The sequence below is a fragment of the Acrocarpospora sp. B8E8 genome (assembly GCF_039871605.1).
GTDB classification, from domain to species: domain Bacteria; phylum Actinomycetota; class Actinomycetes; order Streptosporangiales; family Streptosporangiaceae; genus Acrocarpospora; species Acrocarpospora macrocephala.
This window is the reverse complement of record NZ_JBDPLV010000013.1, coordinates 126398-151347: the sequence shown is the minus strand read 5'-3', so window position 1 is coordinate 151347 and position 24950 is coordinate 126398. Positions and strand designations below refer to the sequence as shown.

Below are 24950 nucleotides of genomic sequence, written 5' to 3'. Positions count from 1 at the left end.
GATCTCAAGAGGGAAATTGTCACGTTTTCGATATCACATGTGCATCGCCGCAGCGTATCGGCTGGATCACCGATTACTTTGACCCATGGTCAAGCGCCCGCAATCCCCTAAGGTGAGCGAAATACCGGACATCGGGGCGAAAAGCTTGGGGGTCGTCGATGCGGGGGCGAACACCGCTGGTCCTGCGGCGTGCGGTCAGCGAGCCGCTGCTGCTGGTGGCCGCGTTCGGCTCCATTCTGCTCGCCACCACCGCGCTGGTCGCGCTGACCATGTACGCGGTATCGGTAGCCGAGGTCGGCGTCCGGCGCGCCATGGAGACGGCGTCGCTGGAGACCGTGTCGGCCCGGGTCAGCGCGCCGGTGGACGCGAACACCTTCCAGGCCTTCGACCGGAACATCCGGCTCGAATTCACCGAAACCTACGGCGATATCCCGGCCGAGGTGAGCGTCAACATCCGCTCCGACTCCTTCGCCCTGCCCGGCCAGGAGAAGCTCGAACTGCCGGAACTCACCCGCTTCGCCGCCTACGAAGGGCTTGAGCAGCACGCTCGCCTGATCAGCGGTGCCTGGCCGAAGGACCAGCCGTCCGGCCCGGTCGAGGCGGTGCTCTCCCAGCCCGCCGCCCAGGCCATGAACGTCTCGGTCGGCAGCGAGTTCCGCATCGTCGGACGCCTCGACGACAAGCCGGTCGACGTCAGGCTGGCCGGGATCTTCCAGCTCACCGATCCGTACAGTGACCGTTGGGCCGGGGATGACGTGCTTCGCCGGGGTTCGTCCATCGGCAACTACACCACCTATGGGCCGCTGGTCGTGCCCAGGGAGACCTTTGTCGCGAGGTTCGCGACGAATGTCACGGCGAGCTGGCTCGCTGTACCGGATCTGCGGGATCTGCCCCGGGACGAGTTACGGCCGTTCGCCGACCACGTCGCCGGGCTCGGCGATCGCCTCAAAGCGGACTGTTCCGCCTGTACGGCCTCCAGCCGCCTGCCCGAGATGCTCGCCCAGCTCGACCAGGCCGCGCTGGTGGCCCGCTCGACCATGCTGGTGCCGGTGCTCCAACTGCTCCTGCTCGCCGCCTACGCGCTGATGCTGACCGCGCGCCTGCTCGCCGACCACCGGCGCATGGAGGTGGCGCTGCTGCGCTCGCGCGGCGCGGGCAGCGTGCGCCTCGGCCTGCTCGCGGGCGCGGAGTCGCTGCTGGTCGCGGTGCCGTGCGCGATCGTCGCACCGTTCCTGGCCCCGCCGCTGCTGCAACTGGTCAGCTCCATCCCGTGGTTCAAGGCCTCGGGCGTACGGCTCACGCCCACGCCGGACACGATGACGTTCGTGGTGTCGGCGGGGGTGGCGCTGGCCTGCGCGATCCTGCTGGCGTTGCCGGCGGTGCGGGGCGCACGGCGTACGTACGTGGAGGAGCAGTCGGCGCGCGGCCGGGGCGAGAAGCAGGGGCTGATCCAGCGGGCGGGCGGCGACCTGGTGCTGCTGGCGGTGGCGGCGCTGGCGGTGTGGCAGTTGCGGCGGTACGGCGCGCCGGTGACGTCCACTGCGGGGGGCGGGCTCGGGATCGACCCGCTGATCGTGATGGGGCCGGCGCTGGCGCTACTGTGCGGCGGCATGCTGGGGCTGCGTCTGGTCCCGATCGTGGCCAAGCTGGCCGAGCGGCTCACCAGCAGGCGGCGGTCGCTGGCTCCGGCGCTGGGCGCCTGGCAGGTGAGCCGCCGGCCGCTGCGCTACTCGGGCCCGGTGCTGCTGCTCACCATGGCCATCGCGATCGGCGTGGTGTCGATCGCCACGGCGGCGACCTGGCGTAACTCGCAGCGGGATCAGGCCAATCACCTCGCCTCCGCCGACCTGCGGGTGGCCGGTCCCGTAGCCGGTGCCGAACTGGGCCCGCTCGGCCGGGGCCCCACCTTCGCGAAGCTGCCCGGCGTGACCACGGCCAGCCCGGTCTACCGGGGCTCGGTCGAGGTGGGCGCGGTGGACGCCACGTTCCTGGCGGTGGACGCGACCAAGCTGGACCGGCTGATGACGCTCCGCGGCGACCTGGCCGAGGACCCGGTGGCCACGCTCGGGCGAGATCTGGCCGGGGAGCGGCCCGAATTCCCGGCGGTCCAGATTCCCGGGACGCCGAAGACGCTCGCGATGACCGTCCGGCTCGAACTGGACAAACCCGAAGTGGCCGCGTCCTACCGGAGCCTGGTGCCCCGGCTGGCTCTGCGGGACGCGCTCGGCGCGCGGCACGAGGCCAAGGCCGGGCTGCTGGTTCCGGACGGCGCCGACCATGTGCTCACGGTGGACCTGACCGCGTTCGCGGGACGGTCGGGGTCCATCGCGTACCCGCTGAGCCTGACCGGCCTGCTGCTGGACGTGCCGGTGCCGCCGGTCGGGTCGCCGTTCACGATGAGCGTGGCCGGTATCGCCGCCGACGGGCAGCCACTCGCCGCGCCGGACTGGACGGCCATCGTCCGGGGCACCGGGCAGCTGCCGCCGCCGGAGGCCGTCTCCGGCGGACTGCTCACCCTGCAGGTGCCGCGCGCCAACGCCGAGGAGTTCCCCGAGGCGCAGAGCCCGGGCTTCGTGGCGGTGATTCCGGGGACGCCCGAGACGCCGCTGCTGCCGGTCGTGGTCACCGCCGACGTGGCCGTGTCGGCGAAGCTGGCCGTGGGGCGGGCCTCGCAGCTGTCCATCGACGGGCAGGATATTCCGATCATGCCGGTCGGGATCGTGGCCGCGATGCCGGGGACGAGTGGGGACGCTCCCGCCGTACTCGCCGATCTGGAGACCTTGCAGGCGCGGGACCTGACGACGGCGCGGCCGCCGCACCTGGCCGGGGAGTGGTGGCTGGCCACCCCGGACGAGCGGGCCGCGGCCGAGCTGGCCGCGCACCCCGAATGGGATCACACCGTGGTGGACCGGGCCGCGCTGACCCGGCAACTGCGCGACGACCCGCTGGCCAGCGGCCTGCAGGGGGCGCTGATCCTCGGGTTCGCGGCGGCGCTGGTGTTCGCGGTGCTCGGCTTCATGGTCAACGCGGCCGTGGCGGCCCGGGAGCGGATGACCGAGTTCGTGCTGCTACGCGCGCTCGGGGTGAGCTTCCGGCAGGTGTTCGGGCTGCTCGCGGTGGAGCAGGCGTTCATCATCGGCCTGTCGCTGCTCGGCGGCACCGTGCTCGCCGCCGTCGTGGCCACCCTGGTCGTGCCGCACATCGTGCTGACCGGGCAGGCCGTCTCGGTCACCCCCGGCGTGCTGCTGGACATTCCATGGGGCGCGACGATCGCCCTGCTCGCGGCCGTGACCGTGGTGCTGTTCGCGGTGGTGGGCGGGCTCGCCCGCACGCTGCGCCGCCAGGGACTCGGCCGCGCGCTGCGCATCGGGGAGGACTGACATGAACGCCTGGCAGCTGGTCCGGGTGCATCGGGGCGCGGCGGCCGTGCTCGCGCTGCTCGCCCTCACCGCGTCGCTGCTGGTGGCGGGGCTGCCCCGGGGTTTCGAAGCCGCGTACGACGATGCGCTGGCCGCCATGGTCGACGAGGTGGTGGCCCCGCAGACCGACCTGGCGGTGCGGTTGCGCCCCAACTCCCCCGAGGACGAACTACACGACCGCGGCGAGTTCACCGCGCTGGACCGGCTGTGGCGGGACGCGCTGCCGCCCCTGCTGTCGTCCGCCGTCGTCCCCGGAGGGACCGGCCACCAGTCCGCCAAGACCCACGGAACGCCGGTTTCCGGAGTGCTCGGCAGGCCGACGCCGTTGCAGCGGTATGTGGATCTGGCCTGGGCGTCCAACGTCGGAGAAAAGGTCCGCTACGTGGAGGGACGGGAGCCTGGCGCCCCCAGAACACTCGCCACCGTGCCCGGCAACCCGGACCTGAAGAACGTCCCGCTCTTCGAGATCGGCCTGGTACGGGAAGCCGCGGACGCCATGCGGCTCCCGGTCGGCACCACCGTGCTGCTCGGCAACAGCTACACGATCGCGGCCGAAGTCGTCGGCCTGTTCGAGGCGATCGACCCGTCCGACCGCTTCTGGGAGCACAACCCCGAGGTCAAACGGGTCACCGTACGATGGCTCCCGGAGGCCGACGAACCCGACCTGATGGCCGTCGGGCTCATTCCGGACGCGGGCCTGCGGGAGTTGAACTCGCGGCGCGAGCTGTACTACTCGTGGGTGCTCGGCATCGACGGATCCCCGATCAACGCCCGGAACGCGGCCCCGATGATCCAGGACATCGTCGACTTCCGGCAGGTGGTGGAGCAGCAGGGTGAGCGCAATGACAGCGGGATCGCGCAGATCCCCGCGGCCAGCTTCGAGCTGACCACCGGCCTGGATCCGCTGCTCGAAGGGTTCCTGACCCAGCTGCGCACCGCGCAGACGCTGATGTTCCTCATGCTGGGCGGGCTGGCGGTGGTCGCGCTCGGCGTGATCGCGCTCGCCGTCCAGCTGCTCGCCGAGCGGATGCGCGCCGGGCTCGGGCTGGTGTGGGCGCGCGGCGGCTCGCTGGGCCAGATCACCCGGGCGGGCACGGGGGCCACCGCGCTGATCGTCGTGCCCGCCGCCCTCGCCGGATACGCGGCGTCCTATCTGATCCCCGGGCCGATCACGCCGATCGTGCACCTCAGCCCCGCGATCCTGGCGGTGACGACCATCGCCTTCGCCGCGGTGCGGCTCGCGTTCGCGCACCGCAAGCCCCTGCACGACAGCCGTAACGACGTCGTCGCGCCGAAGCCGTCGCCGCGCCGGATCGCGCTCGAACTGCTGGTGATCGTGCTCGCCCTGGGCGGGGCATACCTGCTGCGCACCCGCGGCCTCGCCACCGACGTGGCCGAGCTCGGCGCCGACCCGTTCCTGCTGCTCGTGCCCGCCGCGCTCACCCTGGCCGCCGCGCTGATCACGCTGCGCTGCTACCCGCTGCCGCTCCGCCTGATCGTACGGCTGGCCAACCGGCGCCGTGGGGCCGTGCCCTTCCTCGGCCTGACCCTGGCCGCCCGGTCCCGGGGCGTCACCTCGCTGCCGGTGCTGATCCTGCTGCCCGCGCTGGCCGTGTCCGTGTTCGGCGCCCTGGTCTCGGGGGCGATCTTCGAAACCCAGCGGACCGCCACCTGGCAGACCGTCGGCGCGCCCGCGCGGGTCGAACGCGCCGCCGAGATCCCCGCGGACGTGATCGCGAAGGTGCGGGCGCTGCCCGGGGTGACGTCGGTGCTGCCGGTCGCCAAGGGGACCGTGCAGGTGGCGACCGGCGCGCAGATGGCCACCGTGCTCGCCATGGATCTGGCCGCCTATCGGGAGCTGGTCGCGGGAAGCCCGCTGGTGGTGCCGGATCCGCCGGTCGGGGACGGTATTCCGGTGCTGGTGTCGGCGAATTTTTCGCCGTACGCGTCGTTCGAGATCGGGTGGCATACCCGGATGAAGCTCACCAACGTGGGGTCGATCGAGAAGTTGCCGGGGCTGGCGTTCGAGAGCAGCAACCTGATCGTCATGCCGTACGAAGGGCCCAAGATCGCCGGGTTGCGGACTTACACCAACATCCTGCTGATCGGCGGGAATGTGGACCAGACCCTGCTGCAGCGCACGGTCGGCCTCTCCGACGCGGTCGTGGAGACCTTCGACTCCGCCCACACGCGCATCGCCGAGGCACCGCTGGCCGGGACGATCATCGCCAGCTTCACCATCGTCACCGTGGCGCTCGCCGGGTACGCGCTGATCGCCGTCGTCATCGCCCTCGTCATCGGCGGGGCCGACCGGGCCCGGGCGCTGTCGTTCCTGCGTACGCTGGGGTTGTCGCAGCGGCAGGCCAGGCTGCTGACCGTGCTGGAGGTGGCACCGTTGATCGTGCTCACCTCGCTGGCCGGGCTCGCGCTCGGCATGCTGCTGCCCGCCGCCCTCGGCCCCGGCCTGGATTTGTCGGCCTATGCCGGGATAGCCGTGACCGAGTTCCCGTTGACCTTCACCACACCCATCCTGCTGGCGGCCGGACTCGCCGCCGTCTCCATCCTCGGCGCGTTCGGGCACGCCAGCACCGGCCGCCGCGTCACCACCGCACTTCGAGTGGGGGAATCCACATGACCACGCTGTCGGATCTGGAGGCGCAGGCCGTACGGAATCGGCCGGCTTTCGGGGAGCACGCCCATATTCTCTGCGACAACCTCGTCCGCATCTACAAGACCGAAGGCGTCGAGGTCGTCGCGTTGCAGGGGCTCGACCTGCTCATCGAGAAGGGCGAGCTGATCGCGATCGTCGGAGCGTCAGGGTCGGGGAAGTCGACGCTGCTCAACGTGCTGTCCGGGCTTGACGTGCCGACGGCCGGGCTGGCCCGGGTGGCCGGGATGGACCTGCTGTCCATGACCTCGCGGGATCGGCTGCGCTACCGGCGTTCGGTGGTCGGGTTCATCTGGCAGCAGACGGGCCGCAACCTGTTGCCGTACCTGACCGGGCAGGAGAACGTGCTGCTGCCGATGCGGCTGGCCGGGAACAAGCGCGACGCCCGCCGCCGCGCCGACGAGCTGCTCGAACTGCTCGGCGTCGCCGACTGCGCCACCCGGCGGCCCGGCGAGCTCTCCGGCGGCCAGCAGCAGCGCATCGCCATCGCCGTCGCGCTCGCCAACGAGCCCGAGGTCATCCTGGCCGACGAGCCGACCGGCGAGCTCGACAGCGACACCTCGGAAGAGGTCTTCGGCGCCCTCCGCCGCGCCAACCGCGAGCTCGGCGTCACCGCGGTCATCGTCACCCACGACCCGCTCGTGTCCGAGCAGGTCGACCGGACGGTCGGCATCCGGGACGGGCGCACCTCCTCGGAGACCCTGCGCCGCACCTCCGAAGACGGCGACGTGATCGCCGAGGAGTACGCGGTGCTGGACCGGGTCGGGCGGCTCCAGCTGCCCCGCGACTTCATGAACGCGCTCGAGATGGAACGGCGGGTGCGGCTAGAGCTGGAACGGGACCACATCGGCGTCTGGCCGTCGGCTCCCGGGGAGGAGAACAATGAGTGAGCCTCTGGTTTCCGTACGGGACCTGCGGAAGGTTTACCCGCGCGACGTGGTCGCCCTGCGCGGTGTCAGCTTCGACGCGAATCCCGGCGAGTTGATCGCCATCCGGGGACGGTCCGGTTCCGGCAAGACCACCCTGCTCAACCTGGTCGGCGGCCTCGACCGGCCTGCGGCGGGTTCGGTGACGGTCGACGGCAAAGCCGTCACCGAGCTTCCCGAACAGGCTCTGCTCGAGCTGCGGCGGGATGTCGTCGGGTTCGTCTTCCAGTCGTTCGGGCTGATTCCCGTGCTCACCGCCGCCGAGAACGTGGGGGTGCCGATGCGGCTGGCCCGGATGGCGCCGGACGAGCGGGAGAGACGGGTGGAGTTGCTGCTCGCGCTGGTGGGCTTGGAGCCACACGCCAACCAGCGGCCGTACGAGCTGTCCGGCGGCCAGCAGCAGCGCGTCGCCATCGCCCGCGCCCTCGCCAACCGCCCCAAACTCCTCATCGCCGACGAACCGACCGGCCAGCTCGACTCCCAGACCGCCCGCCAGATCATGCAACTCATCCGCGCGGTCGTCCGCAGCGAAAACGTCACCGCCCTGGTCGCCACCCACGACCCCAGCCTCATCTCCCTCGCCGACCGCGTCCTCGAACTCAAGGACGGCGCCTTCCTCACCCCAGAACCGACCCCCGCCTGATCCCCGCCCGGTAATCGTTCGCCCCCACCCGGAAGGACTGAGAACGCCTACCGAGAGGCCGCTGTCTTTCTTGACGCCGGGACGGATGGCCGGGATCGTCAGTTGGTCTGGAGGGAGTTAGCGGCCGGTGCGGTTGGCGATGATGGTTTGCACGGTGTTTTCGAGGGCGTAGGCGGGGTCGGTGCCGCCTCCCTTGACCTGTTCGTCGGCGAGGGCGACGGCTTGGATGGCGCGGGAGAGGCCTTCCGGGCCCCAGCCGTTGAGCTGGCGGCGGGCGTTCCTGATTTTCCAGGGGGGCATGCCGAGTTGGGAGGCGAGCTGGTTCTCGTTGGCGTTCCTGGGGGCGCCGCCCACTTTGGCGAGGGAGCGGAGGCCGCCGGCCAGGGCGCTGACGATCAGGACGGGGGCGACGCCGGTGGCCAGTGCCCAGCGCAGCTGTTCCAGGGCTTCGCCCGCTTTGCCCTCGACGGCGAGATCGGCGACGGTGAAACCGCTGACCTCAGCGCGGCCCCGGTGGTAGCGGGCCACCGCGGCCTCGCCGATGCTCTTGTCCCCCGTGTCGAAGATGAGCTGGCTGCACGCGGCCGCCAGCTCGCGGAGGTCACTGCCGACCGCGTCGAGAAGCGCCTGCGCCGCGGCCGGAGTGATCGAATGCCCGGTCCGCCGGACTTCGTTGCGGATGAAGTCGATCCGCTCCCCCGCCTTGGTCAGCTTGGTGACGGTGACAACACGGGCTCCGGCCTTCTTCACGCCATCAACCAGCGCCTTGCCCTTGACCCCACCCGGGTGCGCCAGCACGAGCACAGCATCGTCGCCCGGATTCGCCGCATATTTCACGACTTCGGCGATCACATCTTTGGACAGATCCTGCGCCGCCCGAATCACGATGATCGCCTGATCCCCAAACAACGACGGCGAGGTCAGCCTGGTCAACTCCCCCGGCTCGACCTTCCCCCCCAGCAGATCATGCACGTCGGCATCCGCACCCCCCGCCCGCACCTCGGCCACCACATCCCCGACAGCCCGATCCGCAAGCAACTCCTCATCCCCGAGCACCAACGTGACCGCCGCAACATTCCCCATGCCACGCAGCATGCCACGCCCCCGAACCCCCCGACACGAACACCCGGAAGATCACCATGCCCCCATGCGCAGCCCGGGCGCGTGGCGTGGCGGCGGTTCGACGCGCTGGCCCTAGACCTTTGATGACTTCAGCTTGTACCAGGCGCGCATGACTTTCACCACGTCGACAATGTGGAGCGGGGGCACCTGGACTCCCACCAGATGCTCGACGTCTTCGACGATCTCCTGCCTGTCCTCGGTGTCCATGCCGTCCGACTCATCGTCCGACTCGTTGTCCGGGCCCTCGCCCTCATCCGAACTATCCGGAGGTGGGTCGATGACATTGAGAAGGTCCTGCCAGTCCTCGGGGTTCTTCCCCTTGAAGATCGCCCCGAAGTTCCCGAACCACATTTCCACATAGTCGGCGACGTGCCCTCCTACGAGCTGCGCCTGCCATCTGAGCTGCGCGGCGACTTCGGCACTCAGACCGGCCACGTTGATGAGACGCAGGTCCGGGACGTCGCTCGTGACGGTCCGGCCGCCCATCCTGACCTGGTGCGGGCCGGCGGCAATTATCGCGCCCCAGAGCCGGTCGAACTCGACGTTCGTGCGGTCCTCGTTCAGCTCCATCGACAGGACGAAGGAGACGCAGCCCAGGTCGCCCTCGCGTGCCTCCCGCATGAGGTTGCGGTTGGTGTCGGCGCGGGCGGCGTTGCAGAGTTCGAACAGCACCCGGACCAGGCAGGGCCAATAGTCCGCGGTGTCCTGGTGCCAGCCGGGCTCGGTGTTTTGAACCTCGCCGATCCTGATCACATTCTCGTACGGATCGTGGTCCGCCCGCAGGCTGGCATCGTCCCTGCTGTCGATCACCACGACATGCGCCTCGGCGACCAGGCCCTGGGTGATCGCCATGAGCTCGTTGAGACGTTTCATCGAGGGATCGGACTGCCCCTGCTCCTCGACAAGCGCCTGGACGTCATCCGCCTTGGCGGCCTTGGCGGTGACGCCGTCGAGCAGACCATCGAAAATCGGATTCGTCAGAAGGTACCGGAGCACCTGCACGACCGAGTCTTCGCTGTCCGCCTGGTCCAAGGCGACCAGGGCGCCGTCCTTGCACAGGACGGCCGTCTTCCGCAGGGCACGCGGTGGAGGGGGCGCCTGCGCCGGTTCGCCACCGATGTTCGTCTGGGTCCCGGTGAACTCACCGACGTTCCTGGAACGCTTCGTGGGATCTGTACGGCCCCCGCCGACGCTTCCCTCCCGGACGGGGGATCTCGGGGCGACCTCCGACGTCACCTTCTCAAGCGTGCGCTTGCCTTTCGTCTTGGTCAGGGGCGGCCTGGTGCGATCGCCCTCGGACGACGACTCGTCCGAGGACTCGCCCTTCTCTCTGTCGTCTCTGTCGACGTCACTCTTGCTCGTGGGGGACTTCTTCCGCGTTCCGCGTTTGTACATCGAGTCGCCGCCGTCCTCTCGAGAGTCGCCCGCGACGCTATGTGCGCATATGAAAGCCGTCAACCGCTAATTGGGATCGTTGTAATGTTCACTTCGCACGAATGGGCCTGGCCGGAGCCGGGCCCTTTCTATTAGCTATGTAGATCAGGAGTTGCTCACCTGGACTGCGAGCCGGGTCTCCTCCAGCGTGCTCACGACCTGCGGCAAAGGTCTTCGAGCCCGCCTTGAGCAGCAAACCCGATCTCTTGCGACGTCGTTCGCCGCCGTTTGCGGATCTGGTGCGCCCTCCGGCGGCCTCCGCGTCGGATCTTGACGCCCTCGCGCGAGGTGACATTCTTAGCCCGATGCACCACCCGCCCTATGGCTCACATTTCATTTCTCTGGGCTGACTGCGGCGCCCGGCGAGGAGTGCCATGTTCACGAGAATGATGGCCTGGCTGCCCGACGGCTTCGGTATCCGCACCGGCGCCACCGCCCGCGCAGCCGCAGCCGCCGGTACTGGACCGCTTCGCGCCTGGCCTAGTCCAGGCCGGCCGGCCGCTACGGGAGCGGCAGCGGCGGTCACCGCGATTACCATGGCGGTCCTGATGACCGGCTCCGCCCGCGCCGACAGCGGAGCGACGAGCACATCACCGGCGCCGCCGACCGGCCAGTTGCAGGAGATAGCCGACTTCGGGCCCAATCCCACCGGGCTCCGGATGCACCTGTACGTGCCACCCCGGCTCGGGCACCGGCCGGCGGTGCTGGTCGTGCTGCACTATTGCACTGGCACCGGGCCGGCGATGTTCGAGGCCACCGAGTACGCGTCGATGGCCGACCGGCTCGGCTTCGTGGTCGTCTACCCCACAGCGGGTCGCGCGGACGGCTGTTTCGACGTGACCTCACCCGAGGCGCTGCGGCGCGGCGGTGGAAGCGACCCGGTCGGCATCACATCGATGGTGCGCCACGTCCAGCGGCACCTGGACACCGACCGCCGGCGCGTGTTCGCCGCCGGCTTCTCCTCCGGCGCCGAGATGGTCAACGTGCTTCTCGCCACCTATCCGGATGTGTTCGCCGCCGGGTCGGTCATGGCCGGTACGCCTGTCGGTTGCTACACCGCGGACGACGGTGGCTGGAACCCCAACTGCGAGAACGGCGGCACGATCCGCACCCCCCGCCAGTGGGGCGACGCGGTCCGCGCGGCCTACCCCGGGTACACCGGATCCCGTCCGCGCGTGCAGCTGTGGCACGGCACGGCCGACGAGGTCCTGGCGTACGCCAACTTCGGCGAGGAGATCAAACAGTGGACCAACGTGCTACACGCCCGTTGGCACGGGACGGATCAGCCACGGCCGACCTGGACCCGTACCCGCTTCGCCGACCGGTTCGGCCACGTGGTGGTCGAGGCGTACAGCATCGAGAGCGGGGCGCACGGCATCGCGTTCAGTGAGGACGGCATCGAGAAGTACGCCATCGACTTCTTCGGCCTTGCCCGCCACCCCATCCGGTGAGCACCGCCCAGTCGCCTGAACTGTGCATCGCTCGTGCCAGCCGACTGGGCAGCCCGCGCCCATCCCGCCACAGCGCTGCGCACCGAATAGCACCGCACGCGGACCGCGCAACACCCGCACAGCAAACGCACTTGGCCGACGTGACTAGGAGGCGCCTCGCGAATCCACCGCGAGGCGGCCATCGCGCGCGACTACCGCGAGGTCTCCAGCGCGGTCGGTGCGGTAGACGCGGCTGCCAAGCCAGGTCAGGCGGCTAATGGTCGCCTGGGCAGGATGGCCGTAATTGTTGTCGGCACCGACGCTGATGAGGGCGGCTCGGGATCTGGTCGCCGCGAGGAAGGCGGGATCCTGACGGCTGGAACCATGATGGGGGACCTTCAGAACGTCCACGCTGGGGACACCGATCCGGAGCAGGGAAGCCTCGGCTTCGGTTTCGAGGTCTCCGGCGAGGAGGGCGGATCCCGTCGGCCAGCGGACCAGCAGGACGACGCTGGCGTTGTTGGTCATGGAGCCTTCGCCTTGTCCCTGGATGGGGTCTTCGGCGTTGGGAGCGAGCATGGTGATCTCGGCTTGGCCGAAGTGCCAGCGGCTGCCGGGGCGCACGACCCATTCGGGGATCTTTCTGGTGCGGAGTTCGGTCGAGACGCGGGTGCTTTCCCGTTGGGGGGCTCGGATAGGGCTGACGACTACGGCGCCGATGCGGCGGTTTCGAAGGACTCCGGTCAGGCCGCCGACGTGGTCGAGGTGCGGATGGGTGAGAACGAGCAGCGGGACCGTGTGCACGTCCAGCCTGCGCAGACATCGATCGACCGGTCCGGGTTCCGGGCCTGCGTCGACGACCACGGCTTTGCCTTCCCCAGCGGACAGGACGAGAGCGTCACCCTGGCCGACATCGCACATCACGAGCAGCCAACCACGAGCTGGCCAGGTCGACGTCGCGGGGCCCACGAGCAGAATCGCGATCAGCGAGCCGCCGGCTAGGGCGATCGCCAATCGTCTGCCGGTCTGCCGTCGAAGTACCAGCCACACGGCTACAGAGGCCGCCGCCAGCAAGACGAGCCCGAGCATTCCGGCGGGCCACCCGACCGTGGCGAGGGGAAGCTCGGCCGCCCATTCGGCCACTGTGATGATCCAGCTGGCGGACAGTCCTGCTGGGCGGACGATCACCTGTGCCAGGTCCATGCTGATCGGGGCGATCAGGGCGGCGAGAAAGCCGAGGATCGTCGCGGGCGCTACCGCAGGCGCCGCGAGAAGGTTGGCCGGGATCGCGGCCGGCCCGAGTTCCCCCGACATGAGCACCAGCAAAGGCGTCACCGCCGCCTGGGCCGCGGCCGGGACGGCGATCGCCTCGGCCATCCAGGCGGGCATGCGGACGGCCATACGACCACGCCAGCGCGGCGCGAGCACCAGGATCCCTCCGGTCGCGGCGACGGAGAGCGCGAACCCGTATTCCCGGGCCAGCCCAGGATTGAACAAGATCAGCAGCAGCACCGTCCCCGACAATGCCGCCATCCCGTCCCGCGATCGGCCGGTCCCGAGCGCGATGGCGGCCACCGTCCCCATCACCAACGCCCGCAACACACTCGGCGACGGCCTCGCGACCACCGCGAACGCACCCATCGCCACAACGGCCAGCGCCCCCCTCGCCGCCAAGGGCAACCCCGCGAACCTCCCCACCAGCAAGACCGCCCCCGCGACAATCGCGAGATTGGCCCCGCTCAATGCCATTTGGGCAGTGTTCTTTCGAAAGGCGTCTCCGTCAAGGTAGTGACGTTCACGAATTGATCGGTTAGATTCGACAAGCCGAAACGGGCATTGGGGCAGGCGAGGGATTAAGGGAACGCCGCACCGCTGGACCTGTCCCTTCCCGAGGCGGCGGCCTAGCGGTGCGGCCCATCAGGGGGCGGACCACCCCGGCATGGTTGCTGCCGGGGTGGCCGTCCCAAGGGCGAGAAACCCCTATACGTCCTGTTCGCTCTCGCCCAGCTCTTGGATCGCAGGCATGACGTAACTGCCTACCTGCGGCTCTGTATAGATCAGTCCTTCGTCACGGAGCTTGGCCGTGATCTTTCGGGCGGTCCCTCGGGCGATGCCGTACTCCTGCACAAGGGCAGTCTCAGATGGGAAGGGCCCATCTGGACGATACGTGCCATTTGCGATGCGCGCACGGAGCTCTTCCGCAATCGTCTTCCAGAGCGCCTGCCCGCGCCGAGTCATCACGGGGGAACCGTAAACGAGCATGAACGAGCCTTGACGTGCAGGTACGTCCATGCTCGACCATGGACGAGCATGGACGAGCACACTTCCTCTCGGGGAGGGGTGCGCGGCGCGCCGCGCCCGAGCGGATCTTTGAACGCATACCCAAGATCGGCCCGGACATGACAGATGCTCTGGATCTTCTAGACTGCGGTCTCGCCGCCACCCATTCTCATCACTCATGGCTGCCAACCGACCGCTGATCGTCAACGTCCTACCGGGTGTCGGATCTCCCCTCACCCCCAGGACTAGCCATGTACCTCAAGCGCACCATCAGGGTTGCCGCTGCTTTCCTCCTGTCCGCCTCCTTATGGGCGGTCACACCCTCGCCGGCGTCAGCGGCCACCACCTACCGAGGGGATGGCGACGACATCATCACCCTCAACAGGACAGCCGTCGGCATCGCCAAAATCACCTACTCGGGTGAAGGGCATTTCGCCGTGGTCGGCCTGGACAAGAACGGGGAGATGGGCCAGTTACTCGTCAACGACCTGGACGGGTACACCGGCGTCGTCCCGTACAACACCGACACAGGCGATCGGCTGTACGGCTTGGAGGTGACGGCGGACGGCCCGTGGACAATCCAGCTTCTGCCGTTGAGCAAGGCGAAGTATTGGGCGATCACGTCGCGAGGCGGCACCGACCAGGTGTTGCGGCTGACCAAGACCTCCACCGGCTTGCACACCCTACGGGTCCGCTACACCGGAGACGGGCACTTCGCCGTACTGGCACTCAACGCCAAGGGTAGGTATCACAGCCTGCTCGTGAACGACCTTGACGGCTACAACGGGCGGGTCCGGCTCCCGGCAGGCACCCGCTACGTGCAGGTCGACGCGGACGGGCCGTGGACGATGGTCCGCAAGTAGGCCGTCCACCCAGGCTGCGGTCTCGTGACCCAACGCCGCGAGGGAGGCCACGAGACCGCTCCCTGCACCGCTAAGGCCACTCCCGTAGGAGCGGCCTTAGGATGTGGCGTTCGGGTCTCCCCTAGGCACCGGGAAGCAGTCTAGACAGGCGCACCGACATGAACGCGGAGTAGCGTCATCCGTGCTGGCCACTCGCTCAGATCCGACGGCGGGACGACCACGTGGGACGCGTCGCCAAGCCGGGCCACCTGCCCCATGACGAACTCCATCGTGTCGTCGCGGAAGGCGACCATGACGGCCACCTCGCCGTCCGGGCTGAGCGCGGGCATCTTCTCTCGGAAGTCGCGGTGCCGGAGTAGGCCCATAACGTCGCGTGTCAGCCGTAGGCGGAGTTTCTCTCTGTCGTCCACGGGACCATCATCGCGGCTTTGAGAGCGCCTTTGGGGAAGGTGACACAAGCACGAAGGCCCCGCACTGGGTGCAGGGCCCTGGCTTGGCGTGGGTCAGCAGACAGCTACCAGTTGCTCCTTGGTGTGCACGGTGATCGGTTCGGGACTGTGGAGTTGGACTTGCACCCGCACCTTCTCTGAAGACAGGTAGAGCCCGATCGCGTCGGCCAGGTTCTGCCACAACTCTTCAACGCTGCCGCCGGACGCGAAGCATCCAGGCAGTTCGTGAACCTCGGCCCACAGTGAGCCGTCGTCGGCGTCGTCGTGCACCTGGATGGTGTAGGTTCCGGTTCTTTCGTCCATGCTTTGGGTCATGTGGCGCGTCACCGTCCCTTCAGTCCTGCTTGCCGGAGTATGGCATCAGTAAGTGCTGCTGAATAGTCCCGCCCGCCATGCTGGGGCAGTGTGATCGGGCGGCAAGCTTCCTTCTCCATCTTGACGTTATGCTTCCCGCCCAGCGTTTCCACCCACCCATACGCTTCCAACAATCTCTTTGCCTTCCGCTGGTTGAGAACACGCGGAAGGTCGTTCTGGTTCCCCATGGGTACCTCCTGCTTGCGGCTGGCGCAGGGCTACCGAGCGTAGAGCGGGGCGGTCGTGGGGATGGGGCGAATGGTGAACCTTTCAAAACAGGGGCCACATAGGAGACGCGCACCAGGGCGAACGGGTTGCCCGGCGCGGGAAAAGTTGGGGCCCCATCTGGGTCTCAGGTCGCCGACGCGCCGATAGCGGCGAGTGCGTCGAAGTACTCGAAGATCTCCGCATCGAGCAGGAGTTCGCCGCTTCGTTCCAGCGGGCCTACGGCCGCGCGGCGGCGGGCCTCCACCCACGGCGAAGCCTGGTGGGTCATCAGCGAGAGTGTGTGAGCGTCGCAGTCGCCGAGTTCGCCTAGGACGACGCCGACCGACTCCCGCTCTCCGTCGTCGAGTACGCCGGGATCCCCCGGGACACTTCCGGGCGAGAGACTCAGCAGGCCCCGGTGGACTGCGTACAGGTCCGGCGATGCCGGGCCATTGGCCCACGCCGCGAACGGCTCGGCGAACAGCCTGCGCTCTTCCCACACCAGGTGATACCCGTAACTGAACCAGGCGAGACGGTGAACCTTCATCGCCGCCATCGGCCCGAGGCGGTCAAGGATGTGAGCGGCGACGTCTAGCACGGTTGCCATGCCGCCACCCTACGATCGCCTACCGCCCGAACGGGATCAGCATCACGAGCCCTGCCGACTCCGGGTCATCCCAGTCCGCGTAGTCGCCGGCGTCCCAGTGGTCTAGGAACTCCTCACCGGAGATGCCCAGAACCGTGCGCGCTTCGCGGTCGAACAGGGCGCGGCCTTCGGCTTCGGTGGACTCCACGACCATGACTACCCCTTCGGCCATTCGGCGCGCGGCACCACGAAGGTCCCCTTCTGAGGGATCGTGACCACCCAGCCGAGTTCCCGCAGATGAGCCACGGCCTGCCGTGCCGTCCCTCCGGCGACGCCGTGCGCCTGCATCAAGGTCTTCTCGCTGGGGATCCGCCGATCCTCTTTCAGCCTGCCCGCCTTGATCTGGCCGATGACGTCGGCCGCGATCTCCTTGTATCGCGGAAGCTTCCGCCCGCCCTGGGGCGCGTCGGGCGGGCCGACGAAGGTGCCCTTCCCCTTCTCGGAGTAGACCAGCCCTTCATCCCTCAGGATTCGCATGGCTCGCTGGATGGTCGGGCGGGACACGTCGTAGCGCTCGCGCAGCACGGTTTCTGACGGGACGGGCATTCCCGGGCGCAACTCACCTGCGGCGATCAGGTCTCTGACCTCGCCTGCTATCTGGTTGTAGAGGTGCACCGGGCTCCCGCGATCAACCACGCCCGCACCATAGGCGGGCCTTGTTCTGCCCTAGCTGAGCGCTACACGCACCTAGTTAAGACCTTACGAGTACTAGAGCAGATCTTACCTGTAGATGTACTCTCCACCCATGAAGCCAGCATCCTCCCGCACTCCGCAGGCCCCGCCGTGAGCACCACAAGCGGTGGGCCGACCGAACTCGACCTGCTGCGCAAGAAGTACGGCGGCCGTTGGCGGATCACGTACGAGCGTGGGCGCTGGCACGCGGCGAGACGGGGCCAGATACTCCCCGTCGTCCTGGACGGCGATTTCGCCGACGAATTGGAAGGCCGTCTATCCCGCTGGGAGAGCGGCCACCAATCCGGCGACGTCCCCTGATGTGGCTCCAGTACGCCTACGGCCAGACCCAGCAGGACGACTTCCGGCATCGCGTCGCCTTGCGCACGGGCGTACTCATCGGCGTCCCCACCAAAGCGGCGTGCGGGCAGATCGTCCTGATCAAACACCGGGGCGACGCCTGTATGCCGTGGGATCCCGACGACGAGGAAGCCTGCCCGGTCTGCCGGGAGACGCCGCTGCCGTAGTACTCCGGGCGCGCGTCGGGACAGCGCCCGGACGGTGGTCCCGCTCCCGCTGGAGGGGCGGGGGCGGGTCCACCCCACACGTCCGTGAGGCGCTATCCCGGCGGCGGGATAAGCAGCACCGGACACGGCCCCACCCGGCGAGGGAAGAGCGGGTGGGGCCACAAGCACTCAGTCCGAGGGGTGGGAGCGGTCCTTGGTCCGTGTGCGTCCACGCGGCCTATCCGGCGGCCAGTACGGCGAGAGCAACTCCAAGGTGCGCTCTGGCTCGGCATGGAGCGCGATCAGTGTCGCGCGGAGGAGTTTCTCGATGCTGCGGCCCTGTAGGTGCGGTTGGGCGTTGGTCACCTCGTCTGGCTCGGGGCGGACGGTGGTCCCTGGTGTCTTGTGGTTGTCGGCGGCCATGGGGACAGCTTCGCATAAGTGGGTTCCATTTACGAGTTGGCAGTGCTAGTCTGAAGTCAATTGGAAATGGACCGCCATATTTACCAGGGAGAATGAGATGGCCACCGTCACCAAGTCCATCGATGGCATCGAGCGGATCACGCTGCGGGTCGAGGTCCGCATGTCTCGCACCGACCTGGTCGAGACGCTGGCGGAGATCGCTACTGGCATGAGCGGTGCCGAACTCACTGACATGCCGACCCACAAGGCTCTCGCCTTGGTGAGGGACCAACTCAGCGCGGACGCCTACGAGGGCCACGACTCCGACATCTCACCGTCCCGACGCGAGTACGAGTGGGCCGAGCGCCAGGTGGCCCGCTTCTGGAACGCCGCTGCCTGACCCAGACCTCTACTCGCTCAGATCACCCAAGGAGACGTGATGACGCTCATGACCGCCGAGAAGATCCCATACGACGCCAAGCACGTCATCTACGTGGACCACGGCTACATGGTGCGGGTCCTGTGGACCTCCAACCCGGTCAAGGCCGCCAACCCTGAGCGCCTGATCGCCACGCTCCACGAGCGCGGCAACGACGACGTGGAGGTTGTGGCCACCCTGACCCGCTTCTACAAGAAGGACGGGGCCGGTTTCTCCGGCTGGCTGACCGAGAGTCAGGGCTACCCCAGCGACCCGATCCCCAACAAGCGCGAGGGCATGCGGCAGCTCCGCATGGTCATCGCCGAGTACTTCAAGCGCTGACCCACCCAAACGCACGACGGCATCCGGTACGCGTTGCGATCGCGTACCGGATGCCGGATCCGAAGACCATCACCCCCGACACCAGCAGGGATGACCCGCGATGAGAGAACCTATTCCGCCGTTCGGCGTTCCGCTAGACCCGCAAACCGGGCCGTTCGGGCTGGACCTGCCCTTCTCGATCCCCATCGTCGCGGTGGAGTGGGTCGAGTTCGGCGTTCGCGTCGTCGGCCTGCTGGTCGCGCTCTTCGTGGCGTGGCGTCTCCTCCGGTCCGGGCGCCGAACCGCCCGGCACGCGTGGCGCACCTACGTGGCCCCGCGTTCGGCCGAGGACATCCTGACCGTGGTGTCCGCCTCCATCGCAACCGGAGTGTCCGCGCAAGGCATGTGGATTTTCGCCGGCGAGGTGCTCGGCTTCCCGTGGCCGCTCCAGTTGCTGCTGTTCGCCTTCCTTGAGGTGGCGGTCATCACCTCTGCTGTGCGTGCTCGCCGCGGCATGCGGGAGAACTACTCGGCGGGAGTGGACGGGATGGCGGTGTGGGCGTTGACGAGCCTGTCCGCCGTCCTGTCGGCACTTCATGCGAGCTCTGTGCCGGAGTTCCTGTTCCGACTCTCCGCCCCTCTGGTCGCTGCCTGGTTGTGGGAGCGCGGGATGGCCATCGAGAGGGTACGGCTCACCGGCAAGGCTCGGATCCACTGGCGGTGGACGCCGGAGAAGGTCATGGTGCGGCTCGGACTCGCCGAATCATCGGACCGGACGGCATCCGAAGTGGACGCTCACCGGAGGCTCAACCGGGTGGCGCTGGCAGCGGATAGGGTGCGTGAACTCGAAGACGGGACGTGGCGTCATCGACGGGCGACGCGGGCTCTCAAGCGGGCCGGGCGCAAGGCTGACGAGCACACGTCCCTGGCGTCCAACCCGGTGCAACGGCTCGAACTGCTCGACCACATCGCCTTGCTGCGCGGCATCGAAGAGTTGCCCGAGCTGGAGCCGCCGTCCGTGTGGGGAGAGCACCTACGGCCACGGCGGGAGATCGGCGCGGAGGCCGTGGCGGCGGTCGCCGAGCTGGAGCGGTTCGCCAACCGGTACGGCAGCGGACTCGCCGCGCACCCGGCCGCACCTGAAGCGGACCCGATCGTGTCCGATGTGCACTCGTTGAGTACCTCGGCAGCTCAGAGGTATGCGCGGATGCTGCGGGCCAAGCAGATCCCCGGGTTGCGGGTACTCAAGCGGGATCTCGGGATCGGCCAGGACAAGGCCACGCTCGTCCAGGAGAGGCTACGGGAACTCGCTGGCCAGTCGAGCGCCTGACCAGCGCAAACGGCGGGACGAAAACTCTATATAGGTGGTTCGCCCACCGACGGGAGACCGACCGACTGCCGCGATTGGACAAGGTTCCCGTCTAGACAGCTTGACGCTGTACAGCCTGAGGCTGTAGATTCTAGTTATCAGCCACGACGCCGGAAGGCCCCCAAAATGACCGCCCTGCCGTTCAACATCACCGACAAGATCAGCAAGAACGCCAAGCGCCACGGTGCCTACATCGCGGTCATGGGCGAGCAGAGCGCGTTGCAGGCCGCCTGCGAGTCCGGCGCACCGATCACCCTCACCGGCAAACTCGCGGGCGAGGTCGTGTACCTGGGCCACGCCTGGCACGGCTACGACGAGGGGACCACCCGCGAGGTCATGGGCCTGGACCACGTGATCGGGGAGTCGCCCCGCTACCCGGGCGTGGTCGTCGCCACCTACCTGGTGGACATGAGCAGGCTGGAAGGCGCTCCCACGCTGCTGAAGCTCAAGCGCCAGACCGACGCCGACCGGATGCGCGCGGCGGTCAAACTGGAAACCCGCGCCGAAGAAGAGGACGACGCTCTGGACCGGCTCGCCGAGGACGGCGCGTGATGGCGACCATCTCTCTCGACCTGCGCGGCACCGGCACCTATGAGGACGTCGACCTGGACGCGCTCACCCCTCGCGCCCGCGCCCTGGCCGAGGCTGTCGCCCAGCGGCTGGGCAGCACGTGCGTCATCTGGGTGCAGTCGGACCGGACCGTCCGCGAGACGATCCCGGACGCCGAGTGCTACTACGGCGCCGACGAGCTCGACCAGCCGTACCGGATGGGCTGGTCAGGCTGGTCCCGCTACCCGGCAGAGTCGGCGATGAGCCAGCACGGCTATCTGGAGCAGCAGGCCCGCCGCATCCCGCCCCAGTACTCGATCATCGGCGCGTTCCCTGACCAGCCCGTCCCGTCCGCCGCAGCCGCAGCCGCAGACCGTGGCATGACCCGAGACCAGGTGCTCGCCTGGCTCGCCGCGCGAGGTCGGAAGGTCGGCCCGAGCACATGGAGTTCGTACACGGCACGTGGCCAAGCCCCGAAGCCGCGCTACGTGGGCCGAACCCCGCTGTGGGATCCGGAGGCCCTGGAGGAGTGGCTGACCAGGCGTGGCTGAGGCGTGTGGAGGTCGCCCGCCCCGGCGGAGTGGAGACGCTGTGGCAGGTGGAGTGGACACTCGGCGAGGACGGTTTCGGACATCTGCTCTACCGGGACCGCGAGGTTGCGCGCACAACCTTCCGGGGTCTCAAGCTGGACCAGACCGCCTAAGCTCCCCAAGACCAGACCCGCCCTGGGCTGCGCGCCGGGGCAATAACCCCCTTAGGAGCACACCATGGCAGCATCAGACCTGTCAGACCTGGTCGCCGCCCGCGACGCACTGACCGGACTCGCCCTGCGCCTCATCCGCGCCGAGCGCGCGAACCGGGAGCATCTTCTCCTGACCCCCGAGTTCGCCGCAGCGCTGGACGAGCTCAACGCCGACCCGACGAGCCGGGATTTCGAGTTCTCGCCCGACCGGGCGAGGCTCTATGCCCCTCGTGCCGCCTACCAGCAGCGCTACTCCGACCCGGGCAACGCGGACGCGTTCTGGAGGAGCGGCAAGTCGTCCGCGAGGGCGCTGGCCCGCCTGGGCTTGGGAGTCGTCCACGCGCACGCCCGGCCCGAACCCACCGAACGGAGTATCAGTTTCCTTCAAGAGCAGATCACCAAGGCGTGGGGAGACGCGCGCAACGCCTCCGCCGAACTGGCCGACGTCCGCATCTGAGAGGCGGACGAACGGCACGATAATCCTGCCGAAGGGCGTGACTTGATCTCCCGAGGGGCGGTATCGTCCTCCCCATCGGCCCCGCTTCGGCGGGGGTGATTCGCGCCGTTGTCTCACTGAGGCGGTAGCAAGTACGTCGGCCCCGCACCGGGGATGGCCCGTAGCCGTGTCTTGAGCAGTACTCGGCCCCGAATCCGGGGATCAGCCCGCTCCCCGCTGGGGGCGGGCGCTCTGCTGTCCGGCCCACTGGCGGGAGATCCCCTCTTGCATAGGTCACCTATGCAATGCATACTTGGTCTATGCAGACGACGGCGAACCCCCTGGACCTTCAGATCCACAACGGGCACGGATTCGCTCCCCGCCACGAGGTCTACGACCCCGCCAAGCGCGACCAGCTCGCCGCCGACATGACCGCCAACGGCTGGCAGGGACCGCCCGTCGTCGCCGACGTCGACACCGCACAGGCCATCACCGGCTCCCACCGCATCCCCGCCGCCCGCCTCGCCGACATCGCGATCCCCGTCGTCGACATCGCCGACCTCGCCGAGGCGTGCGGCATCGACCTGTGGGAGTTCGTCGCCGACCACGGCACCCTCGAAGACGCCCTGCCCGCCTTCTGCGCCGCCCTGCCCGCCGACGTGCGGGACGCCTACGGACTGGACATCGACTGATGAGCTACGAAGCCGACCCCGCCGCAGCCGCCGCGCTGGTGGCCCACCTGGATGAGTTCACCGACCCCGCCGAGTTGTACGCCCGCGCATCATCGGAGCAGGCCCTGCTGGACGCGGCGGCGCAGCTCGCGACCGGGCACAAGGCGCGCGCCCTGGCCATGCTGTGGCAGGGCGGGATGTCCTACGGCCAGATCGCCGCATTGCCGTGGGTGGCCGAGACGCGGTCGGGCGTGCAAAAGCTGGTCGAGCAGGGGCGGGCCGTCGCGGCAGGGACCGGAGTCTGGATCGGCATGCCCATCACCGCCGAAGAGTACGACGCGCTCGACGAAGGGCTCAAGCGGGGCATCGAGGTCATCGATGGCTACGTCGTGGCGCGGCACTGAGGGGGCGCTCTGCTTTCTGGGGGGAATCCGCGCGCCGAGACGACGAAAGCCCCGCGAGTGCGAGGCTTTCCGTTTACCCCTCGGAGGGGCGATGAGTGTGGATCTCCACGCGTTTCCGTGGGGAGAAACAGTTCGTTGCGACCCCTCGCAGGGGCGATGAGCTGTGCCTGAGGTGCGGCTCCACGAGCAAAACCAACCTGTTGCGACCCCCAAGGGGGGCGATGAGCTGAGGTCGAGGATACGCGGCGAGGCTGGCTCAGGGAAGCTTCCTCGGAATCATTGCTGATGGTATAAATCTGTACTAGTATAGAAACATACCACCACGGAGGAGGGGTCACCATGGCGAAGGCGACCAGCAGCCACCCAGCATTCACCGGCATCAGCCGAGGCGACCTCGTCAGCATTCCCCACCTCAAAGACGGCCAGGTCCACCGCACCAACGGCAGGGTCTACGCCTTCAACGACAGCGGCACCCAGGTCCTGCTGGAGCACGGCAAGGGCAAGCCCCGGACCCTCCTGTTCGCCAAGGACGTCATGCCCGCCCGCGAGATCGAAGCCGCCGCCGAGAAGGCCGCCCGCGACGCCGCCACCCCGATGGCCCGCGAGAAGCAGGTCGACTACGCGCTCTCCCTGATCGACCGGCTCGGCCCGATCGGCTGGCACAACTCGGACGCCGGGCAGATGCGGCACGCTCCCGACGCCGCCGAACTCCGCCAGCTGAAGCGGCACGAGATCTCCGCCCTCATCGACAGCCTCCGGGGCGAACTCGGCCTCGACGACTTCTAGGAACACGCCATGACCGACCAGCTCGACACCGCCATCGCCAACCTCCGACAGGCAAACGAGGACCTTGTTGCCGCCATGCACGCCGAGAAGGCGAAGGGCACCAGCGCTAACAAGATCGTCGCCCGCGTTGAGGGGCTGCCCGGCTACTCCCGCGTGCTCGTCCTCCGGCTGCTCGAATCCGAGGACATCCGCACCCGCGCCCTCGCCGCACTGGCGGACGCTGAGTGGGCCGAGGAGGACGTCCGCGTCTGGCGGGACCGGCAGCGCCGGGTTCGGGTCACCCTCCCGGGCAACGCCTACGGCAGCCGGATTGCCCGGATGAACGGCGCATCCTCACTCGCGCACACGCTGCTCGGGGTCGGGCTGCGGCTCGCCTCGGACGAGCAGGGCGACGCGCACACGCTGCTCGCGGACGGCGAGCCGTGCTACGTCATCCCCGCCTGACCCGCACGAATGCGTTTCGTCCATCTGTCACATATGAGAGCGGGAAATCCTCATCGCCCCCCCGAGGGGTCCCACCGATCCGCCATCCGGCGGACGGTCCCCGAGCTCCGAGGAGGAGCCGTGAAACTCGCCATCCTCAACACCAGCATCGTCACATCCGACGGCACCTACAGTCTGTCCACCATCACCCTGGAGCAGGCCCGCGCGCTCGCCCAGTCCGAGCCGATCGACTCGGCCGTGGGCCACGAGTCCACCGCCGTGCTGCTCTCCACGCTGCTGGGCGTGGACGTGCCCGTCAACCGGCAGCTCTTCCAGCAGCAGCCCGGACAGCGGGCGCTGGTGTGCAAGCTCAACGGCCGCCCGCCGGAGGGCGCGGTCCTCACCCTGGAGGACCTGGAGAAGATCGGCTACAGCTTCAAGGTCCTCACCCGGACAGACACGGGATCGGCCGCCCTGACCGTGCTCCAGGCCCACGCCGCACACCTGGAGACGTCCGTCCCGCGCCCGCACGACCACCTGGAGCCCTGGAGGCACATCTCCACCCAGGACCACACCGGACATGAGCTGCGCGGCCCGGCCGCCGACTGGGGCTACAAGGGGTGCATCCCGCGTGTCCACGCTCACTGCGACAGCCACCCCACCGCTCAGTGCGTGTGGCTGTCCACCGCCGAGTACGACCAGGCGGTGGATGCCGATAAGGCCGCGAGGCTCGTACAGGACACCGCGTGGGCGGAGGAGACCATCGCGTGGCTTGAGGCTGGCGCGTGACCAGACGCAGAAGAGCGGCCC

Annotated in this window: 30 protein-coding genes; 20 read left to right on the top strand and 10 right to left on the bottom strand. The window is 68.6% G+C overall.

Translation table 11 applies throughout. The features are described from left to right. Positions 1 to 158 precede the first annotated feature (158 nt). The 4 genes from ABGB08_RS15460 to ABGB08_RS15445 are packed head-to-tail and all read left to right on the top strand — an operon-like array spanning position 159 to position 7656. Entirely contained in the window at positions 159 to 3380 is a 3222-nt protein-coding gene (locus tag ABGB08_RS15460) for an ABC transporter permease (protein WP_347590725.1), read from the top strand. A 1-nt stretch (position 3381) separates the two neighbouring features. After that, on the top strand, positions 3382 to 6054 hold the full coding sequence (locus tag ABGB08_RS15455; protein ID WP_347590723.1) for an FtsX-like permease family protein: 2673 nt from the start codon (positions 3382 to 3384) through the stop codon (positions 6052 to 6054). Next, on the top strand, positions 6051 to 6977 hold the full coding sequence (locus ABGB08_RS15450; RefSeq protein ID WP_347590721.1) for an ABC transporter ATP-binding protein: 927 nt from the start codon (positions 6051 to 6053) through the stop codon (positions 6975 to 6977). Before ABGB08_RS15455 ends, ABGB08_RS15450 begins: the two co-directional genes overlap by 4 nt. Further along, positions 6970 to 7656, top strand: a complete 687-nt coding sequence (locus ABGB08_RS15445; RefSeq protein WP_347590719.1) for an ABC transporter ATP-binding protein — start codon at positions 6970 to 6972, stop codon at positions 7654 to 7656. Before ABGB08_RS15450 ends, ABGB08_RS15445 begins: the two co-directional genes overlap by 8 nt. Before the next feature lie 117 nt (positions 7657 to 7773). Here the strand turns inward: ABGB08_RS15445 and holA are convergent, their stop codons facing one another. After that, positions 7774 to 8739: a DNA polymerase III subunit delta gene (holA, locus tag ABGB08_RS15440; RefSeq protein ID WP_347590717.1), complete on the bottom strand. Its 966-nt coding sequence runs from the start codon at positions 8737 to 8739 to the stop codon at positions 7774 to 7776. 111 nt (positions 8740 to 8850) lie between these two features. Further along, positions 8851 to 10173 carry a hypothetical protein gene (locus ABGB08_RS15435; protein WP_347590715.1) on the bottom strand — a complete coding sequence of 441 codons (1323 nt, stop codon included), beginning with the start codon at positions 10171 to 10173 and terminating at the stop codon, positions 8851 to 8853. Positions 10174 to 10586: 413 nt separating this feature from the next. Here ABGB08_RS15435 and ABGB08_RS15430 point away from each other — a divergent pair, with 413 nt between their 5' ends. After that, positions 10587 to 11663 carry a PHB depolymerase family esterase gene (locus tag ABGB08_RS15430; RefSeq protein WP_347590713.1) on the top strand — a complete coding sequence of 359 codons (1077 nt, stop codon included), beginning with the start codon at positions 10587 to 10589 and terminating at the stop codon, positions 11661 to 11663. Between the two features lie 144 nt (positions 11664 to 11807). Here ABGB08_RS15430 and ABGB08_RS15425 read toward each other — a convergent pair whose 3' ends face one another. Both ABGB08_RS15425 and ABGB08_RS15420 read right to left on the bottom strand, forming a co-directional pair. After that, positions 11808 to 13391: a ComEC/Rec2 family competence protein gene (locus ABGB08_RS15425; protein WP_347590711.1), complete on the bottom strand. Its 1584-nt coding sequence runs from the start codon at positions 13389 to 13391 to the stop codon at positions 11808 to 11810. A 231-nt stretch (positions 13392 to 13622) separates the two neighbouring features. After that, positions 13623 to 13880 (bottom strand): winged helix-turn-helix domain-containing protein, encoded by a 258-nt coding sequence (locus ABGB08_RS15420; protein WP_347590827.1) that lies wholly within the window; start codon positions 13878 to 13880, stop codon positions 13623 to 13625. 293 nt (positions 13881 to 14173) lie between these two features. On the opposite strand from ABGB08_RS15420, the gene ABGB08_RS15415 reads away from it, so the two are divergent. Then, positions 14174 to 14785, top strand: a complete 612-nt coding sequence (locus ABGB08_RS15415) for a hypothetical protein (protein ID WP_347590709.1) — start codon at positions 14174 to 14176, stop codon at positions 14783 to 14785. A gap of 140 nt (positions 14786 to 14925) precedes the next feature. Here ABGB08_RS15415 and ABGB08_RS15410 read toward each other — a convergent pair whose 3' ends face one another. From ABGB08_RS15410 to ABGB08_RS15390, 5 genes are all read right to left on the bottom strand, one after another. Continuing rightward, positions 14926 to 15195 (bottom strand): hypothetical protein, encoded by a 270-nt coding sequence (locus tag ABGB08_RS15410; RefSeq protein WP_347590707.1) that lies wholly within the window; start codon positions 15193 to 15195, stop codon positions 14926 to 14928. A 93-nt stretch (positions 15196 to 15288) separates the two neighbouring features. Next, on the bottom strand, positions 15289 to 15537 hold the full coding sequence (locus ABGB08_RS15405) for a type II toxin-antitoxin system HicB family antitoxin (RefSeq protein ID WP_347590705.1): 249 nt from the start codon (positions 15535 to 15537) through the stop codon (positions 15289 to 15291). A gap of 403 nt (positions 15538 to 15940) precedes the next feature. Beyond that, entirely contained in the window at positions 15941 to 16402 is a 462-nt protein-coding gene (locus ABGB08_RS15400) for a type II toxin-antitoxin system antitoxin SocA domain-containing protein (protein WP_347590703.1), read from the bottom strand. Positions 16403 to 16421: 19 nt separating this feature from the next. After that, on the bottom strand, positions 16422 to 16595 hold the full coding sequence (locus ABGB08_RS15395; RefSeq protein WP_347590701.1) for a hypothetical protein: 174 nt from the start codon (positions 16593 to 16595) through the stop codon (positions 16422 to 16424). A 2-nt stretch (positions 16596 to 16597) separates the two neighbouring features. Then, positions 16598 to 17077 carry a GntR family transcriptional regulator gene (locus tag ABGB08_RS15390; protein WP_347590699.1) on the bottom strand — a complete coding sequence of 160 codons (480 nt, stop codon included), beginning with the start codon at positions 17075 to 17077 and terminating at the stop codon, positions 16598 to 16600. Positions 17078 to 17224: 147 nt separating this feature from the next. Here ABGB08_RS15390 and ABGB08_RS15385 point away from each other — a divergent pair, with 147 nt between their 5' ends. Continuing rightward, a complete protein-coding gene (locus ABGB08_RS15385) occupies positions 17225 to 17434 on the top strand; it encodes a hypothetical protein (RefSeq protein ID WP_347590697.1) in 210 nt (69 codons plus the stop codon). Beyond that, a complete protein-coding gene (locus ABGB08_RS15380; RefSeq protein WP_347590695.1) occupies positions 17434 to 17640 on the top strand; it encodes a hypothetical protein in 207 nt (68 codons plus the stop codon). Before ABGB08_RS15385 ends, ABGB08_RS15380 begins: the two co-directional genes overlap by 1 nt. A gap of 168 nt (positions 17641 to 17808) precedes the next feature. Here ABGB08_RS15380 and ABGB08_RS15375 read toward each other — a convergent pair whose 3' ends face one another. Further along, entirely contained in the window at positions 17809 to 18042 is a 234-nt protein-coding gene (locus ABGB08_RS15375) for a hypothetical protein (RefSeq protein WP_347590693.1), read from the bottom strand. A gap of 97 nt (positions 18043 to 18139) precedes the next feature. On the opposite strand from ABGB08_RS15375, the gene ABGB08_RS15370 reads away from it, so the two are divergent. From ABGB08_RS15370 to ABGB08_RS15315, 12 genes are all read left to right on the top strand, one after another. After that, positions 18140 to 18421, top strand: a complete 282-nt coding sequence (locus ABGB08_RS15370) for a hypothetical protein (RefSeq protein ID WP_347590691.1) — start codon at positions 18140 to 18142, stop codon at positions 18419 to 18421. A 39-nt stretch (positions 18422 to 18460) separates the two neighbouring features. Further along, positions 18461 to 18781 (top strand): hypothetical protein, encoded by a 321-nt coding sequence (locus ABGB08_RS15365; protein WP_347590689.1) that lies wholly within the window; start codon positions 18461 to 18463, stop codon positions 18779 to 18781. 100 nt (positions 18782 to 18881) lie between these two features. After that, the gene (locus ABGB08_RS15360) at positions 18882 to 20090 is read left to right on the top strand and encodes a hypothetical protein (RefSeq protein WP_347590687.1); all 1209 of its coding nucleotides are present in this window, start codon (positions 18882 to 18884) and stop codon (positions 20088 to 20090) included. 165 nt (positions 20091 to 20255) lie between these two features. Next, complete coding sequence (locus ABGB08_RS15355; protein WP_347590685.1) at positions 20256 to 20681, top strand: hypothetical protein; 426 nt, start codon at positions 20256 to 20258, stop codon at positions 20679 to 20681. Then, on the top strand, positions 20681 to 21229 hold the full coding sequence (locus ABGB08_RS15350) for a hypothetical protein (protein WP_347590683.1): 549 nt from the start codon (positions 20681 to 20683) through the stop codon (positions 21227 to 21229). The genes ABGB08_RS15355 and ABGB08_RS15350 overlap by 1 nt, the downstream gene beginning before the upstream one ends. After that, positions 21208 to 21381: a hypothetical protein gene (locus ABGB08_RS15345; RefSeq protein WP_347590681.1), complete on the top strand. Its 174-nt coding sequence runs from the start codon at positions 21208 to 21210 to the stop codon at positions 21379 to 21381. Before ABGB08_RS15350 ends, ABGB08_RS15345 begins: the two co-directional genes overlap by 22 nt. Before the next feature lie 64 nt (positions 21382 to 21445). Next, positions 21446 to 21877 carry a hypothetical protein gene (locus tag ABGB08_RS15340; protein ID WP_347590679.1) on the top strand — a complete coding sequence of 144 codons (432 nt, stop codon included), beginning with the start codon at positions 21446 to 21448 and terminating at the stop codon, positions 21875 to 21877. Between the two features lie 299 nt (positions 21878 to 22176). After that, positions 22177 to 22548: a ParB/RepB/Spo0J family partition protein gene (locus ABGB08_RS15335; RefSeq protein ID WP_347590677.1), complete on the top strand. Its 372-nt coding sequence runs from the start codon at positions 22177 to 22179 to the stop codon at positions 22546 to 22548. Next, positions 22548 to 22931: a hypothetical protein gene (locus ABGB08_RS15330; protein WP_347590675.1), complete on the top strand. Its 384-nt coding sequence runs from the start codon at positions 22548 to 22550 to the stop codon at positions 22929 to 22931. Before ABGB08_RS15335 ends, ABGB08_RS15330 begins: the two co-directional genes overlap by 1 nt. A gap of 339 nt (positions 22932 to 23270) precedes the next feature. After that, the gene (locus tag ABGB08_RS15325; RefSeq protein ID WP_347590673.1) at positions 23271 to 23717 is read left to right on the top strand and encodes a hypothetical protein; all 447 of its coding nucleotides are present in this window, start codon (positions 23271 to 23273) and stop codon (positions 23715 to 23717) included. Positions 23718 to 23726: 9 nt separating this feature from the next. After that, entirely contained in the window at positions 23727 to 24161 is a 435-nt protein-coding gene (locus ABGB08_RS15320) for a hypothetical protein (RefSeq protein WP_347590671.1), read from the top strand. A 120-nt stretch (positions 24162 to 24281) separates the two neighbouring features. Continuing rightward, positions 24282 to 24929, top strand: a complete 648-nt coding sequence (locus ABGB08_RS15315) for a YddF family protein (protein ID WP_347590669.1) — start codon at positions 24282 to 24284, stop codon at positions 24927 to 24929. The last annotated feature ends 21 nt before the right edge of the window (positions 24930 to 24950 follow it).